This is a genomic window from Aureibaculum koreense, from assembly GCF_034296135.1.
Lineage (GTDB): Bacteria > Bacteroidota > Bacteroidia > Flavobacteriales > Flavobacteriaceae > Aureibaculum.
Map to the genome: position 1 here is coordinate 52,123 of NZ_JAXKVV010000001.1, position 16,340 is coordinate 68,462.

Annotated in this window: 13 protein-coding genes; 6 read left to right on the forward strand and 7 right to left on the reverse strand. The window is 32.2% G+C overall.

Annotation, left to right across the window (positions count from 1 at the left end):
* On the reverse strand, positions 1-2,250 hold the full coding sequence (locus UMM65_RS00265) for an FUSC family protein (RefSeq protein ID WP_321974445.1): 2,250 nt from the start codon (positions 2,248-2,250) through the stop codon (positions 1-3).
* Between the two features lie 152 nt (positions 2,251-2,402).
* Complete coding sequence (gene htpG, locus UMM65_RS00270; RefSeq protein WP_321974446.1) at positions 2,403-4,331, reverse strand: molecular chaperone HtpG; 1,929 nt, start codon at positions 4,329-4,331, stop codon at positions 2,403-2,405.
* Between the two features lie 255 nt (positions 4,332-4,586).
* Here htpG and UMM65_RS00275 point away from each other — a divergent pair, with 255 nt between their 5' ends.
* Positions 4,587-5,591 (forward strand): 3-oxoacyl-ACP synthase III family protein, encoded by a 1,005-nt coding sequence (locus tag UMM65_RS00275; protein WP_321974447.1) that lies wholly within the window; start codon positions 4,587-4,589, stop codon positions 5,589-5,591.
* A gap of 60 nt (positions 5,592-5,651) precedes the next feature.
* The gene (locus tag UMM65_RS00280) at positions 5,652-6,326 is read left to right on the forward strand and encodes a DUF6090 family protein (protein WP_321974448.1); all 675 of its coding nucleotides are present in this window, start codon (positions 5,652-5,654) and stop codon (positions 6,324-6,326) included.
* Here UMM65_RS00280 and UMM65_RS00285 read toward each other — a convergent pair.
* The 4 genes from UMM65_RS00285 to UMM65_RS00300 all read right to left on the reverse strand — a co-directional run bounded on the left by UMM65_RS00285 (position 6,323) and on the right by UMM65_RS00300 (position 11,097).
* On the reverse strand, positions 6,323-8,305 hold the full coding sequence (locus UMM65_RS00285; RefSeq protein ID WP_321974449.1) for a DUF349 domain-containing protein: 1,983 nt from the start codon (positions 8,303-8,305) through the stop codon (positions 6,323-6,325). The genes UMM65_RS00280 and UMM65_RS00285 overlap by 4 nt on opposite strands.
* Before the next feature lie 133 nt (positions 8,306-8,438).
* On the reverse strand, positions 8,439-9,185 hold the full coding sequence (locus UMM65_RS00290; protein ID WP_321974450.1) for a shikimate dehydrogenase family protein: 747 nt from the start codon (positions 9,183-9,185) through the stop codon (positions 8,439-8,441).
* Positions 9,142-10,173: a DUF368 domain-containing protein gene (locus UMM65_RS00295; protein ID WP_321974451.1), complete on the reverse strand. Its 1,032-nt coding sequence runs from the start codon at positions 10,171-10,173 to the stop codon at positions 9,142-9,144. Before UMM65_RS00295 ends, UMM65_RS00290 begins: the two co-directional genes overlap by 44 nt.
* The gene (locus UMM65_RS00300; RefSeq protein WP_321974452.1) at positions 10,174-11,097 is read right to left on the reverse strand and encodes a polyprenyl-phosphate transporter; all 924 of its coding nucleotides are present in this window, start codon (positions 11,095-11,097) and stop codon (positions 10,174-10,176) included. It lies immediately after the preceding gene.
* A 168-nt stretch (positions 11,098-11,265) separates the two neighbouring features.
* Here UMM65_RS00300 and UMM65_RS00305 point away from each other — a divergent pair, with 168 nt between their 5' ends.
* The 3 genes from UMM65_RS00305 to UMM65_RS00315 are packed head-to-tail and all read left to right on the forward strand — an operon-like array spanning position 11,266 to position 14,239.
* Complete coding sequence (locus tag UMM65_RS00305) at positions 11,266-11,988, forward strand: glycosyltransferase family 2 protein (protein WP_321974453.1); 723 nt, start codon at positions 11,266-11,268, stop codon at positions 11,986-11,988.
* The gene (locus tag UMM65_RS00310; protein ID WP_321974454.1) at positions 11,985-12,623 is read left to right on the forward strand and encodes a lipid-A-disaccharide synthase N-terminal domain-containing protein; all 639 of its coding nucleotides are present in this window, start codon (positions 11,985-11,987) and stop codon (positions 12,621-12,623) included. The genes UMM65_RS00305 and UMM65_RS00310 overlap by 4 nt, the downstream gene beginning before the upstream one ends.
* Positions 12,620-14,239, forward strand: a complete 1,620-nt coding sequence (locus UMM65_RS00315; protein WP_321974455.1) for an ArnT family glycosyltransferase — start codon at positions 12,620-12,622, stop codon at positions 14,237-14,239. The genes UMM65_RS00310 and UMM65_RS00315 overlap by 4 nt, the downstream gene beginning before the upstream one ends.
* Positions 14,240-14,249: 10 nt before the next feature.
* Here the strand turns inward: UMM65_RS00315 and UMM65_RS00320 are convergent, their stop codons facing one another.
* The gene (locus UMM65_RS00320; RefSeq protein ID WP_321974456.1) at positions 14,250-15,635 is read right to left on the reverse strand and encodes a tetratricopeptide repeat protein; all 1,386 of its coding nucleotides are present in this window, start codon (positions 15,633-15,635) and stop codon (positions 14,250-14,252) included.
* 161 nt (positions 15,636-15,796) lie between these two features.
* Between UMM65_RS00320 and pyrR the strand changes: the two genes are divergently transcribed.
* Positions 15,797-16,339 carry a bifunctional pyr operon transcriptional regulator/uracil phosphoribosyltransferase PyrR gene (gene pyrR / locus UMM65_RS00325; protein WP_321974788.1) on the forward strand — a complete coding sequence of 181 codons (543 nt, stop codon included), beginning with the start codon at positions 15,797-15,799 and terminating at the stop codon, positions 16,337-16,339.
* Position 16,340 lies beyond the last annotated feature (1 nt).

Genomic DNA, 16,340 nt, shown 5'->3' on the forward strand with positions numbered 1-16,340 from the left:
CTACGCTAAAGCCTTCTTGTATTTATGCGTAGCTTTTTTAAGGTTATCAGTCAAGTTTTTTAACCAAACAAGCTGATTATACAACAAATGTGCTTCTTGTAAATCAACTAACTTTTCCTGTTTAATATCTAATTGACCCAACTGTATTTCTTGGTCTCTTTCATTGGCCAATTTCACATAATTATCTAATAACTCTTCTTGTGCATTTTCAATATTTTGAGAATTGGATAGCTCTAATTTTTTATTTTGGTTTAAAATATTAGCGGTTTCTTTTAACGTATTACTTATGTGGGCGACAAAGACATCAAACTGATCTTTAATCGAGGATGTTTTATGTTTTTGGATAAAACTGCTTAATGAGGCAATAGCAGATACAATAGTATGATTTAATGTAACAATATCGTAAATCAATTGAAATTCTTTTTGTTTAGACTTTGGGTCTTGAGAAACACGTTGAAAAGCGGCATTTAATTCGCTCATTGCCAAAAAAGCTTCTTTTCGATGCAATTTATATTGGGGTTGCAATACATTTTTAGAATTATATTGTTTTTGAATAGCCAATAAATAATTGTCATTTTGTTTAAGAACCTCTAAAATATCCTGATCTAAATTTTTAAATTCCCACAAAGGCCAAAGTAAATAATTGGCAATAACGGCCAAAATTGCCCCGATTGCCGTATCCAACACGCGATAGCCGATTACTTCATAGGCATTAGGTTGTAAAAGTGCATACACAAAAATGACATGCAACGTAATAAAAGCTGCACCCACTTTGTAATTTTGTTGAATTAGAGAAAATGCAAAAGTTAATGATAGAAGACCTAAGACACCATATACAACTACATTTTGGGTCGTAAAAATTACGAGTGACGCTAAAGCAGCACCGATAATTGTCCCAATAATTCTATTTTGAGAACGCTCTTTAGTTAATCCATAATTAGGACGCATAATTACTATTAACGTTAGTAATATCCAATAAGCATTCTTAATATCTAAAAAAGTGCCTATTAAATAAGCAACAACCACGGTTGTACTCAACCGTATGGCATGTCTGAATATGGTAGATTTTGGACTAAGGTGTTCCAATAAAATGGAAAAACGATATTCTTGAAGCGTTATAAACTGACTCCCATCTTGTGTTTTTAGAGACAACTTTGAAGCATTTTCCACATTGGACATAGCACGTCTTATGGCCCGTATTTGATCTAATAATTGCAGCTGATAAGTATATAAATTTCTAAGTGTTAATGCTCCTTCCCTAGCTTTTGGTAAACCGACTTGTTTCACATAATTTTCAATGGCTTTATCCGCTTTTTCAAAAACATGCAATAGTTCATTTCTTTTAGGAATTTTATCGTTGTTGATAATAATTTCAGATAATAACATCAGGTGTTCGCCCATAACGACATTGACGTTTTTAAAAGCCTCTAAATCATTTTTATCAGCTTTAAAAAGTGAATTGATCTTTGTATAATCAATAGTATTTGCTAATGCCAACTCTAAAATATCTACCAATGAAATAAAAATGAGAAGTCTTTTTTCTTCATATCGAGAGCGTCCAGATTTTCTCCGTGTGGTTAAGAGTGACTCTCTAAGGGTTTCGTGTTTATCACTTATTTCGGTTTGTAGTTCGAGTATCCTTTTAAATAAATTATCGTGCGATGCTCTTTCTACCAATAACTCACCTCTTAATTTCAAGTATTCTCCAGTTAAAGCTAAGGTTTCTGATAGCAACTGTTTCTCGTCTTTTTTTGATGCCATCCTGTAAAGGAGCAAAGAGATTAATAAATACCATAAACCCCCAATAACCATAAAGCCAAGGTGAATTAAAATGTCCAAACCATGAACATCTTTAACAGCTAACGCCAATACCATAGCTAACAATCCCGAAAAAGCAATTAATGAGCCGCGAAACCCATATATCGCTATCATTGCACTAAAAAAAGACAATATTGCGAGTGCCATCAATAATATTAGTAGGTATGGTTTTGCAACTAATATAATTCCCGTAATGGCAACTGTTAAGGCAATACTAATTAGAATTCCATTCACCTTGCGTTTTAAACTACCGGCAATATCACTTGGTGCATTAACAAATGCCCCAAAAACAATAGGCAAAATAATTGCCGTTTGATCAATGGCGAATAATATGCCTATTGGGATGGCAATGGCTATAGTTAAGATGACCCCTCTATAAAAACTGGCTCCTCTTAAAAATAATTCTATATTTTTTAATGTTTCTCTTAGCATTGTAAAGTTTTGCAAAGGTAGGCGTTGGAGTTTTATTATTGAACAAATAAACTTCAAAAGAGTTTCTGAACTGTATTACAAATAACAAAAACCGCCATCTTAATTAATAAGAAAGCGGTTTAAAATCTCTACCCAAAATTTGGGACTAAAATTTATTTCATCAATTCAAAACTACGTTTGATAAAGTTTGTTAAATCTTTACCTTTTAATAGGTTTTGAGACAATTTTGCCAAGTCCAATGCCTGATTTACGTACTCTTCTTTTTTGCCTTTAGCTTTGAGGATTTTCTGCATCAAATCGTTATTGGTGTTGACCACCAAATTGTACATTTCAGGAAAATTACTCATTCCCATCATGCCACCACCTCCGGTTTGGCTCATTTCTTTCATTCTTCGCATAAACTCAGGAATAGTAATTACAAAAGGGTTGGCCTTAGAATCCAATGCTTCCAATTGCACGGTATATTTTTCATATGGCACAATTCCCTCAACTATCTCTTTTAATTTTGTTTTTTCGTCTTCCGATAGTTTAGAAATCTGCTCATCATCTTTTTTGATTAAATTATCGATAAAATCAGAATCCACACGAGCAAATTTTATAGGTTGCTTTTCGGCCGATAATTCAGAATTTTCACCTTCAATCTTTTGTATCAGATGTGAAACTATTGGTGAATCCAACAACAATACTTCATAGCCTTTTTCTTTGGCCTCTTCAATATAACTATGTTGTTCATCGGGATTTGTAGCGTATAACAACACAATATTTTTGTCTTTATCAGTTTGTGCTGGTTTTACTTTTTCAATTAATTCATCAAAAGTAAAATAGCTGTCATTAACCGTTGGAAACAATGTAAATTTCTGGGCTTTTTCATAGAATTTAGGCTCGGAAAGCATACCATATTCTATAACTATTTTAATATCATTCCACTTTTTCTCAAAGGCTTGTCTATCGTTTTTAAACAAAGATTGCAATTTGTCCGCAACTTTTTTAGTGATATAGCTCGAAATCTTTTTTACGGCACCATCGGCTTGTAAATAACTACGAGACACATTTAACGGAATATCTGGCGAATCTATCACCCCACGTAACATTTGTAAAAAATCGGGTACAATACCTTCCACATTATCGGTTACAAATACCTGATTTTGATATAATTGAATCCTGTCTTTTTGCACGTCCAAATTAGTGGTCATTTTCGGAAAATATAATATACCAGTTAGATTAAAAGGATAATCAACATTTAAATGTATGTTGAACAACGGCTCTTCAAACTGCATAGGATACAATTCCCTATAAAAAGAACTATAATCCTCTTCTTTTAAATCGGTTGGTTGTTTAGTCCAAGCTGGATTCGGATTATTGATAATATTATCAACGGTAATCTGCTTGTGCGGTTCAGTAGTTTCCTTACCTTCTTTGTCCTTTATTTTCTTTGGTTTAAAATCAGGATCGTTTGTTTCTTTTGTACCAAATTTAATGGGTACGGGCATAAACTTATTGTATTTCAACAACAATTCCCTAATTCTATGTTCTTCCAAAAACTCTGTTGAATCTTCAGCTATATGTAAAATAATTTCAGTACCCCTGTCTTTTTTCTTGGCTTTTGTCAACGTAAATTCTGGAGATCCGTCACAAACCCAATGCATTGCAGGTTCTTCTTCAATATGTGATTTTGTCAGTATTTCCACTTTTTCAGCGACCATAAACGCCGAATAAAATCCAAGACCAAAATGACCGATAATTCCTGAATCTTTTGCAGCATCTTTATATTTTTCTAAAAATTCTTCAGCACCTGAAAAAGCCACTTCATTAATATATTTCTCCACTTCTTCTTTTGTCATACCAACACCTTGATCGATAATGTGTAATTTCTTACCTTCTTTATCAATTTTTACCTCAATTTGCGGATTGTCATAATCAACCTTGGTTTCGCCAATCGTCGAAAGATGTTTTAGTTTCAACGTCGCGTCAGTAGCATTAGAGATTAATTCTCGTAAAAAGATTTCATGATCCGAATACAAGAATTTTTTAATTAGCGGAAATATGTTTTCTACTGAAACATTAATTGTTCCTTTTGCCATAATACTTTATTTTTAAATGTCATTCCCGTGAATGCGAGAATCTTGTTAATATTGTTATACTTTAAATTATTTCTCTTTACACAGTCAAAAAAAATACCAAGGTCGTTAAAATGACAAGATGGCAGGGAAATGAAAATTTGAATTGACATTCGAATCGCCGTAATGAGATTCCCACTATCGCGGGAATGACAGCATTCAAAAATATTGATTTTTTTAATTAAGATTAGTTATCTTGCATTGTCTAAAACAAGAAATATGTACAATTCAAAAATAACAGGTCTCGGTTTTTACGTTCCTGAAAATGTTGTTACCAATAATGATCTTTCTAAAATTATGGATACTAACGACGAATGGATTCAAGAAAGAACGGGTATTAAAGAAAGGCGATGGATTCCTGAAGATAGTGACGAAACCTCTGCAACTATGGGTGCTAAAGCCGCCAAAATTGCCATTGAACGAGCAGGGTTGACAAAAGATGATATTGATTTTATAGTATTTGCTACCTTAAGTCCCGATTATTATTTTCCAGGTTGTGGAGTTCAAATTCAAGATATGTTGGACATGCCAACCATTGGAGCATTGGATGTTCGAAATCAATGCTCAGGGTTTGTATATGCCCTTTCTACTGCTGATCAATTTATAAAAACAGGTATGTATAAAAATGTATTAGTGATTGGTGCGGAATACCATTCCAATGGATTGGATAAAACCACTCGTGGCCGTGGAGTTTCGGTTATTTTTGGTGATGGTGCTGGAGCATGTGTTTTGTCACGAACGGAAGATAAGAACAAAGGAATTTTATCCTCCCATTTACATAGCGAAGGCAGATATGCGGATAAATTAACGGTTGCATCTCCCAGTATAAAGCATTGGGTTCCTGAAATATTGGCGTCAAAGGAGGAAGACACTTCATATTTTCCATACATGGACGGTACTTTTGTTTTTAAAAATGCCGTGGTCCGTTTTAGTGAAGTAATCATGGAAGGTTTAAAAACCAACAACTTAGCACCTTCGGATATTGATATGCTTATTCCACATCAAGCCAATTTACGTATTGCACAGTTTATTCAGAATAAATTTCAGTTAAAAGACGATCAAGTTTATAATAATATTATGAAATATGGAAACACAACTGCCGCATCTATTATTATTGCCTTGACCGAAGCCCATGAAAAAGGAAAAATTAAGAATAATGATTTGGTGGTTTTGGCTGCCTTTGGTAGCGGTTTTACTTGGGGAAGCGTAATTATGAGGTGGTAAAGCCTCTCCCCGACCCTCTCCGCAGGAGAGGGAGTTAATGCGAAAAAAATATAAACCCATATGCCAAGATTTTTCAGAAGCAAATTACCAAAAACCATTACCTATTTTTTAGGTGAAATATTGATTGTGGTACTGGGTATTTTTATTGCTGTACAGTTAAACAATTGGAATGAGAACAATAAAGAACAAAAAGAAGTATCTAAAGCATTGAAAGCTGTTTATCTTGATTTACAAACGGAAAAGTACATGTTTACAATGTGGAAGAAGCGTTTAACCCAAAGTAACAACTATTTAACGCAACTTACAACAGATGATGCTGCTCACTTGGATTCTCTAAGTATGTATTTAGATAGTGAATTTTACCATGTAAAAGTGAATTCTGCATATATTAATTTAAAATCGGGTGGAAATTTGAATTTAATATCAAATGATACTTTAAAATATGCCTTAACCAGTTTTTACGAAGCTGGCTATGATGCACTAGATGCATTTTCACAGTCGCATAAGGCGTTTATTTACAATAACGTTCGACCCTATATTTTATCAGAATTAATAACTTATAAAAATAACGGGATTGATACCGTAGTAGTTAAACAAAAATTAAAAGACAAAAAGTTGATGAACCTTATTAACTCTCAAATTTCAGCAAATCAAAACATTAATAACTCAGTACTTGATACTTCTCGAATAAATTATGTGATAGAACTAGTTGACAAAGCATTGAAAAATAATTAATAGTCCAAACTGGTTAAATAATCCAATTTGGTTTTCCAGATTTCCAATTGTTGATTATAATTTTCAATATTGTCTTGTACACCTTTTAGAAGCGGACTGTCAGAGTCGGCATTCGCAAAAAAGCCCATATTGTTTTCCAATTGTTGAATTTCACGAGTAACTTCATCAATTTTTTTTCTAACAAATTGTTGCTCGTTATCCAATTTTCTATGGTTTTGGGTCTCTACATAATTATTGACCATATTCTTAAACTTTAACATGGCAATTTCTTTTTCATCTAAATCTAGCTTACTATAAAGTGAATTTAATGTTCTATTAAATTTAACATCTATATGTTGCATATTGTGTGGTAAACGCTCTAATTTACTCCAATCTTCAATATAAGCATTGATCACTTCCAAACTCAATGAGTCATTTTTATCAGCTTGGCTCTTAAGATTATCCAACAACTCTTTCTTTTTGTTAAAAGCTTCTATCTGATCTTTATTGGCTTCGTCTTGTTTACCGTGCAATCTGTCAAAATAATGATTACAGGCATCTTTAAAACGTTTCCAAATTTTGTCGGAATATTTTCTTGGCACATGGCCAATCGTTTTCCATTCTGCCTGAATTTGCTTCATAATATCTGTTGTAGTATCAAAATCCTCACTATCTTTTAAGGATTCGGCTTTTTCAACTAAGGCATTCTTTTTTTGTAGATTATTATGTTGCTCGTTTTTTACATTTTTATAATATGCGTTCTTTTGTCTATTAAATTTACGAGTTGATTCTTTAAATTCTTTCCAAATTTTGTCATTTACGTTTCTAGGTACTTTTCCAATTTTAAAAAACTGTTGTCTTAGAGTCTCTAGTTCTTTAATTTTTTGCTGCCAATATTTATGAGAATTGTTATTTCCATCTTCGATCAAATTAGAAATCTTGTCGATAACCTCCCTTTTCTTGTCTACATTTTCTTCATACTTAGATTCCAGTTCTTTTTGATGTTCATGTCTTTTTTCATGAATTTTTTTGGTAGCGTTGCTAAAACGTTCCCAAATTTCTTCACGATGTTCTCTTCCTACCGGTCCCACTTCTTCTTTCCATAATCTGTGCAACACCTGTAACTCTTTAAAAGCAGCATTTAAATCTGTCATTTCAGCCAACTCCTCAGCCCTTTCCGCCAATTTTGTTTTTTCTTCTAAATTATGTTTAAAATCAAGATCCCTTAAATCATTGCTCAGATGCAATAAGTCATAAAACCGCTCTACATGATGGTCATAAGTACGCCAAGTATCGTTGTACTGAGCACTGGGAATTCTGCCAATGCTACGCCATTTTGTTTGTAGTTCCTTAAACTGTCCGTACATGGTAGAGGGTTCGGCATTGTCTATAAGCTCTTTTAATTCTTCAATTAATGCCAATCGTTTTGCCAAATTTTCTTTTTGCTCACTAGCTTTATTAGCATAATAAGCCTCTCTTTTTGTTTTGTATTCAAAAAGCAGATCGTTGTAAGTAGATTTTATTGGAGTACTGTAGTAAAAATCAATTTCATTACCTCCATCAGCTAAAAAAGCTTCTTTTTTATCTGCTAAAAGTTGACCGAATTTTTTGTTGAAATTCTTTTTAATCAAATCAACTTCACTTTTAATTTCTGTTATTTTACCGGTTTTGAGCAATTTTTGAAGTGTCGTTACGAGTTGCTCTAAATCTAGTTTTTCGTAATTGACTTTCTTCTCAACTTCTTCTTTGTCCTTTACAGGTGTAGATTTTACGGCATCTTCAACAGGATCAGATTCTACCTCATCTCCTTTAGTTTCTTCATTTTTAGTCGCTATTGGCTCAGCATTTTCTTCAACATCAGAATTAACAGATTGTTCAATTTCTGAAGACTTTTCTACAATTTCTTCGGTTTTTTGATTCTCTTGATTATCCGCAACAACATCTGTTTGTTTTTCCGTTGAATTCTCGCTTTCTACACTATTTGGTTTATCGTCTAACATTATTTTAAATGTTTAAGGGTTCCTCTTTTAAAACTAAAAGTTCTTAAAGATACTAATAGGATTGACAAAATGCAAAACTATTTATGAATTTAGATACAACTATGTGCATTTGGTTGCGTAAATAAGATATAACTTACATATTCCAAATAGACCAAGCTTTTTCAGCTTGCAATTCCAGCATTTTTAAGCCATTAATAATATTTGCTCCTTTAGCTTCTCCCTTTGATAGAAATGTAGTTTTTTCGGGGTTGTAGATTAAGTCGAACAATAGGTGCTTATCCGTAAGATGCTGATATGGAATATTAGGACAATTTTCTATATCTGGATAAGTTCCCAATGGTGTACTATTGATAATTAAATTATATTCATTCAATAGTTTTTTAGTTATTTTTTGATAGGAAATTTGATTGTTTTTTGGAGTTCTTGAAACCACTTTGTATTCAATATTAAGTTTATTAAGCACAAACAAAATGGCTTTTGACGCACCTCCAGTCCCTAAAACCAATGCTTTTTTATGATGTGATTTTAATGATGGTTTTAAAGATTCCTCAAAACCATAATAATCTGTATTATAACCAATTAATTTATTTTTATGAATGATTTTTATTGTATTTACCGCACCTATTTCTTCTGCAACTTCATCAACTTCATCTAAAAACTCCATTATTTTCTCTTTATAAGGGATGGTTACATTAAATCCGTTTACTTCTTCTAAGTCAATTTTTGAAAAATCTTTGATTGTAGGTAAATCAAAATTTACATATTCGTGATCTTCCAACTTTAACTCTTGGAATTTTTTAGTAAAATAATGTCTGGAAAATGAATAGGAAATATCTTTACCTATCAGTCCGAACTTTCTTTTTTTTAGAATTTTTTCCATAAAAATCAATCAATAAAACAATACCCACTCCCAATAAGATAAAAGCTATTGCAAACCAAGTTTCGCTTTCTTTAAAATTGGGAATAAAGCGTTTGTAGTTTTCTATTACCTTTTCTCCTTTAGAATCTAATAAAAAATTTCCGTTTTCTAATTTATAAACTGCACGTTTCCAAGGCCAAACAATACCTAAAGAGCCACTTATAAACCCGATAATAATTGCGGTTACCAATTGGTGCCAACGCTTTAGTACATAAGCTAAAATTTGTGAGGTGAACACCAAACCAAACGCAGAACCTGCTCCAAAAGTGGCAACAATTTTTAAATATCTGATTCTGACCGTATCTTTTAAAAACTCAAAATTACCTTGAAAAACATCAATAATAGTTTTGTACAGCATGTTCACCGAATCTACCAAAAGCAAAACATAATTGCCCAATAAAATCAATATAAACGAGCCGGATAACCCGGGCAAGGTCATTCCCGTAACCCCAACCATTCCGCAAAAAAATACAAAGAACAAGTTGTCGTTTTCTTTGGCAGGATTCATAAAACTTATAGCTACACCCACAGCAATTCCAGAAATAATTCCAATTATATTCTGGGTTGACCAATCTTTAAATTGTTTACCAATATAATAAATAGAGCCTAGAATCATTCCAAAAAAAGCACTCCAAACAAACAACTCATAATTCTTGATAAAATAATCAAGCACCTGAGAAACACTAAAATAGCTAAAAACACTGCCCGCAAAAATCAAGGTTAAAAATTGGGCATTAGTATATCTATAAAAGCTATTAAACCGACCGTTAAACAATAATTTAAAAGCTTTGGCATTTACTTTTTGCAAAGAGTAGATCAATTCTTCATAAAAACCGCCCACAAAAGCAACTATACCACCAGACACTCCAGGCACTTTATTGGCAGCACCCATAGCTAATCCTTTTAAAAAAAGGAAAAACTTATCTGAAATGGTTCGTTCTTTCGCCATTTACGCAACTTTAACATTTGAGAATTTTTCTAATCCATAAATTACGGCAATACCAACAATTGCCAAAAGACATGCCCAAACTAACTGTGGGTTGCCATCATAATTAAAAGGAGAAATACTTTTTTCTTCTAAAATTTTTAATTTTCCATTAATCATTTCTGAGGCTAATATTTCTTTCCATGGCCATATCTTATTTAATGAACCTGCTATAAATCCGGTTAAAATAGCCAATGTTATATTTTTGTATTTATCAAACAACCATTTAAGTACTCTAGAAAAAGTTAACAAGCCCACTATTGCTCCACAACCCACAATAAATAGCGTTTTTAAATCCCTTTCATCCAAAGCATCGATAACCGGTTTATAAGCACCTAAAAGCAATAAGATAAAACTCCCTGATATTCCCGGTAATATCATCGCACAAATTGCCAAGGCACCTGATAAAAATAAAAACCAGGTGGGTGTGTCATGAGCACCCATAGGTGGTAAAATTGTAATATAATAAGCAATTCCAGCTCCAATAATCAACATTATTATTTTTACAATATTCCACTCTTTTATTTGCTTTCCTACAAAAAAAACGCTTGCTAAGACCAATCCAAAAAAGAAAGACCATAATAAAATAGGTTCGTTTATCAGTAAATATTTTATAAGCTTGGCTAATGAAAGAATACTTATTCCTATTCCCAGTAAAAGAGCAAATAAAAAATTGCCGTTAATGGATTTCCAAGCTGCTTTAAAACCATCATTTTTTAATATTTTAATGGCATTAAAATTTACGCTATTAATTGTTTCCAACAACTCTTCGTAAATTCCCGATATAAAAGCTATTGTCCCCCCAGAAACCCCTGGAACCACATCTGCCGCACCCATCGCAATTCCTTTGAGCGAAATGGCCACATACTCTTTTAGACTTCTTTGCATAAAAATGTAAAAAATTAGCCCCAAATATAGTTAATTTGTTCGTAGCTGTTTTTTTGAAAATGCTCTTAAACTAGTTTTCAAATATTTGTACATTTGCAACTGAATTGGTTTAAACTTTCTGTCAATGAAAAAGTTTAACACTATTCACTATCTAAAACCAACAACCACATGGAATATAGAATGACCATTATCATTCCCGTTTTTAACGAAATTGACAATTTAGATAGAATTCACAGTACTTTTACCGATTATTTTTTGAAAAGCAAAACAAAAAGCAAAGTGCTTTTTATTGACGATGGCTCTACAGATGGTAGTTTTAATAAAATTGAAGAAATCTGTAATGGTAATCCCGATTTTGAATTTCTCAAATTTAAAGAAAATTGCGGGTTAAGTGCCGCCATTAAAGCTGGTATAGACCATATTGAAACTGAGCTGATTGGTTACATTGATGCCGACCTACAGACCACACCTTACGACTTTGATATTTTACTGGCTGATATTGATAATTACCAAGCGGTTATTGGTTTTAGAGGTAAACGGAAAGATACACTTAATAAAAAAATTCAATCGTTAATTGCGAACAGTATTAGGCGTGGTTTAATTAATGATGGTATTATTGACACTGGTTGCCCGTTAAAAGTAATTCATTCAGATGTGGCTAAAAAAATTCCTTTTTTTAAAGGAATGCACCGATTTATACCTGCATTAATTTTACTTCAAAATGGTAAAATAAAACAAATTAAAGTACAACATTTTGAGCGTATTGCCGGTCAATCTAAATTCAATATATTTAATAGATCTTTAAAGGCATTACGCGACACTTTTGGATATAGATGGATGAGACGAAGGTATATTAACTACACAATAGAAAAGTCAAAAATCGGTTCATGAGCGATTGGCTTTCATACAAGTACTTTGTTTATGTTATAGGTTTTGCCGCTCAAATTTTATTTTCTGCAAGATTGTTACTACAATGGATTCAATCTGAAAAAGTAAAAAAAGTATTAACTCCTGAACTGTTTTGGCAACTAAGTCTCATCGCCTCTTTTTTATTGTTTATATACGGGTGGTTACGTGATGATTTTGCCATTATGCTAGGGCAATCGCTAACCTATTTTATTTATATCAGAAATATGCAATTGCAGGGGTCTTGGAAAAAATTACCAAATATATTACGCGGATTTTTACTTGCTTTTCCTTTCTTGATTGCCGTTTATTCTTTTAACAACAATCAAATAGATGTAGAGCGTTTATTTAGAAATGAAGATATTCCATTTAAATTGCTGCTTTGGGGAAGTATCGGGCAGATTATTTTTACCTTGAGGTTTGTATATCAATGGATTTATTCTGAACGCAAAAAGGAATCAGCCCTACCTTTTGGATTTTGGATGTTAAGTCTTATTGGTTCTTTAATGATTTTAAGCTATGCCATAATAAGAAAAGATCCAGTATTGTTCATTGGGCAATTATTTGGGTTTATAATTTATAGTAGAAATATTTACATACTTCTGAAACATCAAAAATGAAAAATAATTTATCTTTCAATATATTTTTAATTATTGCCGCTGTTGCTCTCTTAATTAACGTTGGTTCTTACGGCGTTATTGAAAGTAGTGATGCCAGGTACGCGGAAATAGGAAGGGCTATGTACGTTTCTGGTGATTATATTCACCCCAATTTGTTAGATGTTCACCATTATCATAAACCGCCACTCACCTATCAAATTACGGCTTTAGGCTATCAAATTTTTGGTGTAAATCCTTTAGGGGCAAGATTTTTTTTACAATTGGCAGTTTTACTGCAACTTATTTTAGTTTATCGATTAACGATTTTACTTTTTAATAATAAGAAAACTGCTTTATGGGCGTCTATAATTTATTTTAGTTTCCCTTTGGTTCTAATTTCATCTCGTAATTTAACAACCGATGCGTTTTTGGCCACTTTTGCTTTGCTAAGTATATACTGTTGGGTCAAATATCGTAAAACCGGATTTTTAAAATGGCTCTATTTTTTTACCATTAGTCTAGGATTGGGCTTTTTAACCAAAGGCCCTGTAATATTTATTGTTCCTGTACTTTTTATACTTTTTTATAATTCTACGGAAAAAGCAAAAAGAAATTTTTCCATACATCATGTGTTGGCTTGGACAATGTTTTTAGCCATTGCCTCTTCTTGGTTTGTGTATTTAGGATTGCAAAATCCCGCATTTATAGATTATTTTTTAGGAAAACAAACCGCGGACAGGTTCTCTAAAAATGCTTTTGGTCGGACAGAACCTTTTTGGTATTTTCTGGCATTTGCCCCGTTGGTAGGTTTGCCATGGTTTTTGGCACTACTCTATTTGCTAAAAGATCAGAAAAAATTATTCAAATTAAAAACATTGCATTTTGCTTTGTTAATAGCAGTTGTAATTCCTTTGATTTTCTTTTCCATCTCCTCTTCAAAACGTATTTTATATATTTTACCTTTATATAGCTTATTAGCAATATTAACAGCACGTTTATTTTCAAAAATTGAAACTGAAAAAATTAAAGTTATCAATGGTATTATCCTTGGTTTTTCAGGATTAATCCTAATTGCTTTTATAGTTACCCCATTTGTGGATTTTGGGCTTGAATTTCCATATTTTTTAGCTATTCTAAGTGGTGTGATATTAGTCTTGACAATGGTGATTTATAGATCAAAATCTGTTCAACTAAAGTCGAAACCTATTTTTACATCTTTATTGGTAGCACTACTTTTATTGATAAGCAGCTCTGTAATCTTTGCAAAAAACGAATTAGAAGTAAACGGTACAAAACCAATTACCGATTTTATAATTGAAGAAAATTTGAATGATAGAGAAATTTTAGTTTACAATACTAGAAAATCTTCTATCGCTTTCGGTTTAAATAAATCTATTATTTCATTATATGATGGAGATGAATCTTTAAATAGAGAGACCCAGTTTGAAGTTGATTTAAACTGGAAAAAAAATCTTATTAACCTAAAAGACACAAATGAATTTAATCAACTCCATAATATTACTAACAAACCGACGGTTTTACTACTTTACAAAAAGCAAATACCGGATAGTTTGCTTTGGTTAGTAAAAAAGTATAAAATAAAGCAAGAAATAGGAAAGTGGACTATTTATTATTAAGAATATACGTTTAAGAAGTTGCAATTAAAACTTTTACAGCTTCCAAATCAAATACAGAAGGGTATAACTCTTTAATAATCTGATGATAATCATAATCTAATTTCAAGGCTTTCTCCAATAAAAGTAAACCTTCTTTTTCTTGTTGCGTAAGTACGTACAGTCCTGCTAAACGGTATTCTATTTCTGCAAAATCGTCGTATAGTTTTTTAGCTTTTAGCAATACTTGAATGGCATCTTTAAATTCGCCAATAAAATGTAATACATCTGCTAATGCAATAAAAATATCCAACGCGTAATCTTCCAGGTCCAAACATTTTTGAAAACCTTTAACGGCTTCTTCAAAAAAGTTAAGTTTCAGGTTTATTTCTGCATAACGCATCCAGTAAATGGTATTGCTTTCATCAATCAATAATGCCTTATTGATAAAATATAATGCCTTTTGGTAATTTTTATTTTTGATATATAAATTGGTCAATGCCAACCAGCCCTTATCCAATAACGGATCTTCTTTAACGGTAATATTGTAATATTTTAAGGCCTGTTTTGTCTTACCCATTTGCTCGTAACAATTGGCTATTCTAAGATAAGCAAAAGAAGTACCGTCTTCTAAATTAATGGTCAGCTGATAATTGGCTATCGCTTCTTCATAACGGTTCAATTCTTCCAGCGTTTTAGCTTTTTCAAGATAAGCTCCAATAAAATATTCGTCAATTAATATGGAATAGTCAAAAGCCTTTAGGGCCTCTGAAAAATTTTCCATCATAAAGTATTGTCTTCCCAATTGATGCCAAGCTATTTCACTGTAAGGATCTTTTTCAATATAATCTATCAAATAATCTATGGCTTCTTGATGTTGGTCCAACATATCAAAACAATATATTACATTGTATAAAGACGAATAATCATCAAATTCAACTTCCAAACATTTGGCAAAATTTAATCTGGCAGTGTCAAAATCTTCTAAATACAGATATTCCATACCGATCATGGAATATACATCAGCCTCATCTTCGGTAAATAATAGTGCTTGATTTAAAGCTATAATTGCCTCTTTGTGCTTGTCTTTTTTAGATAATAAGGTGGCTTTATGAAGAAATACTTGATCGTTTAAAGGTTCTATTTCTTCAAGTTCGGTCAATAGTTGCTCCGCCTTATTTATTTTATCTTCATATAAAAGCACCTCAACATAGGCTAATTTTAAGGCTACGGAAGCAGGATGCTGTCTCAATCCTAAATCCAACGCCTTTTTAGCCAATGACATTTTGCCAACGTTCATATAATGTATAATTATTTCTTCGAATTCGGTTGAATCGAAAAAATATACACTATTAGTTTTCAACATTGATTCAAATTTTGATAATGGGATTTCATCATCATCATTTTGAAATGAGTGCATATAATCAGGTTTTCTTACAATTTTAAAATTAAGGTAATCTCATTTTTTATCAGCCTAACGGCCTAAATGTTGTTAACAAATTAATTAACACGTTATAAACCGTTTTATATATTAAAAAAAAATGTACTTTTGTGCTACAATCAAAGGCTTGCACTGCTCTAATGGCAAAGAAGACATTACTTAACGCTAAAGATATTCACATTATCCTTCATCGCTTGGCATGTCAACTTATTGAAAATCACAACGATTTTAAGAATACTGTTTTGATTGGTTTACAACCCAGAGGTATTTTTCTTGCCAATAGATTAAGTGAAATTTTAAAGAAAGATTACAATATCTCCGATATAAAATTAGGTCAGCTGGATATTACTTTTTATCGTGATGATTTTAGACGAAGGGATGAACCTTTGGCAGCAAGCAACACCAATATAGATTTTATTGTGGAAGATAAAAACGTGGTTATTATTGATGACGTTTTATTTTCTGGAAGAAGTGTAAGATCGGCTCTGACGGCTCTTCAGTCTTTTGGAAGACCCGAATCCATTGAGCTGTTGGTGTTAATTGACCGAAGGTTTAGCAGGCATCTGCCCATTCAGCCAAACTATAAAGGAAGACAAGTAGATGTTATCAATTCGGAAAAAGTAAAAGTTTCTTGGCTGGAAAATGATAAAAAGGATGCTGTTTATTTATTAAGCAATAATTAAA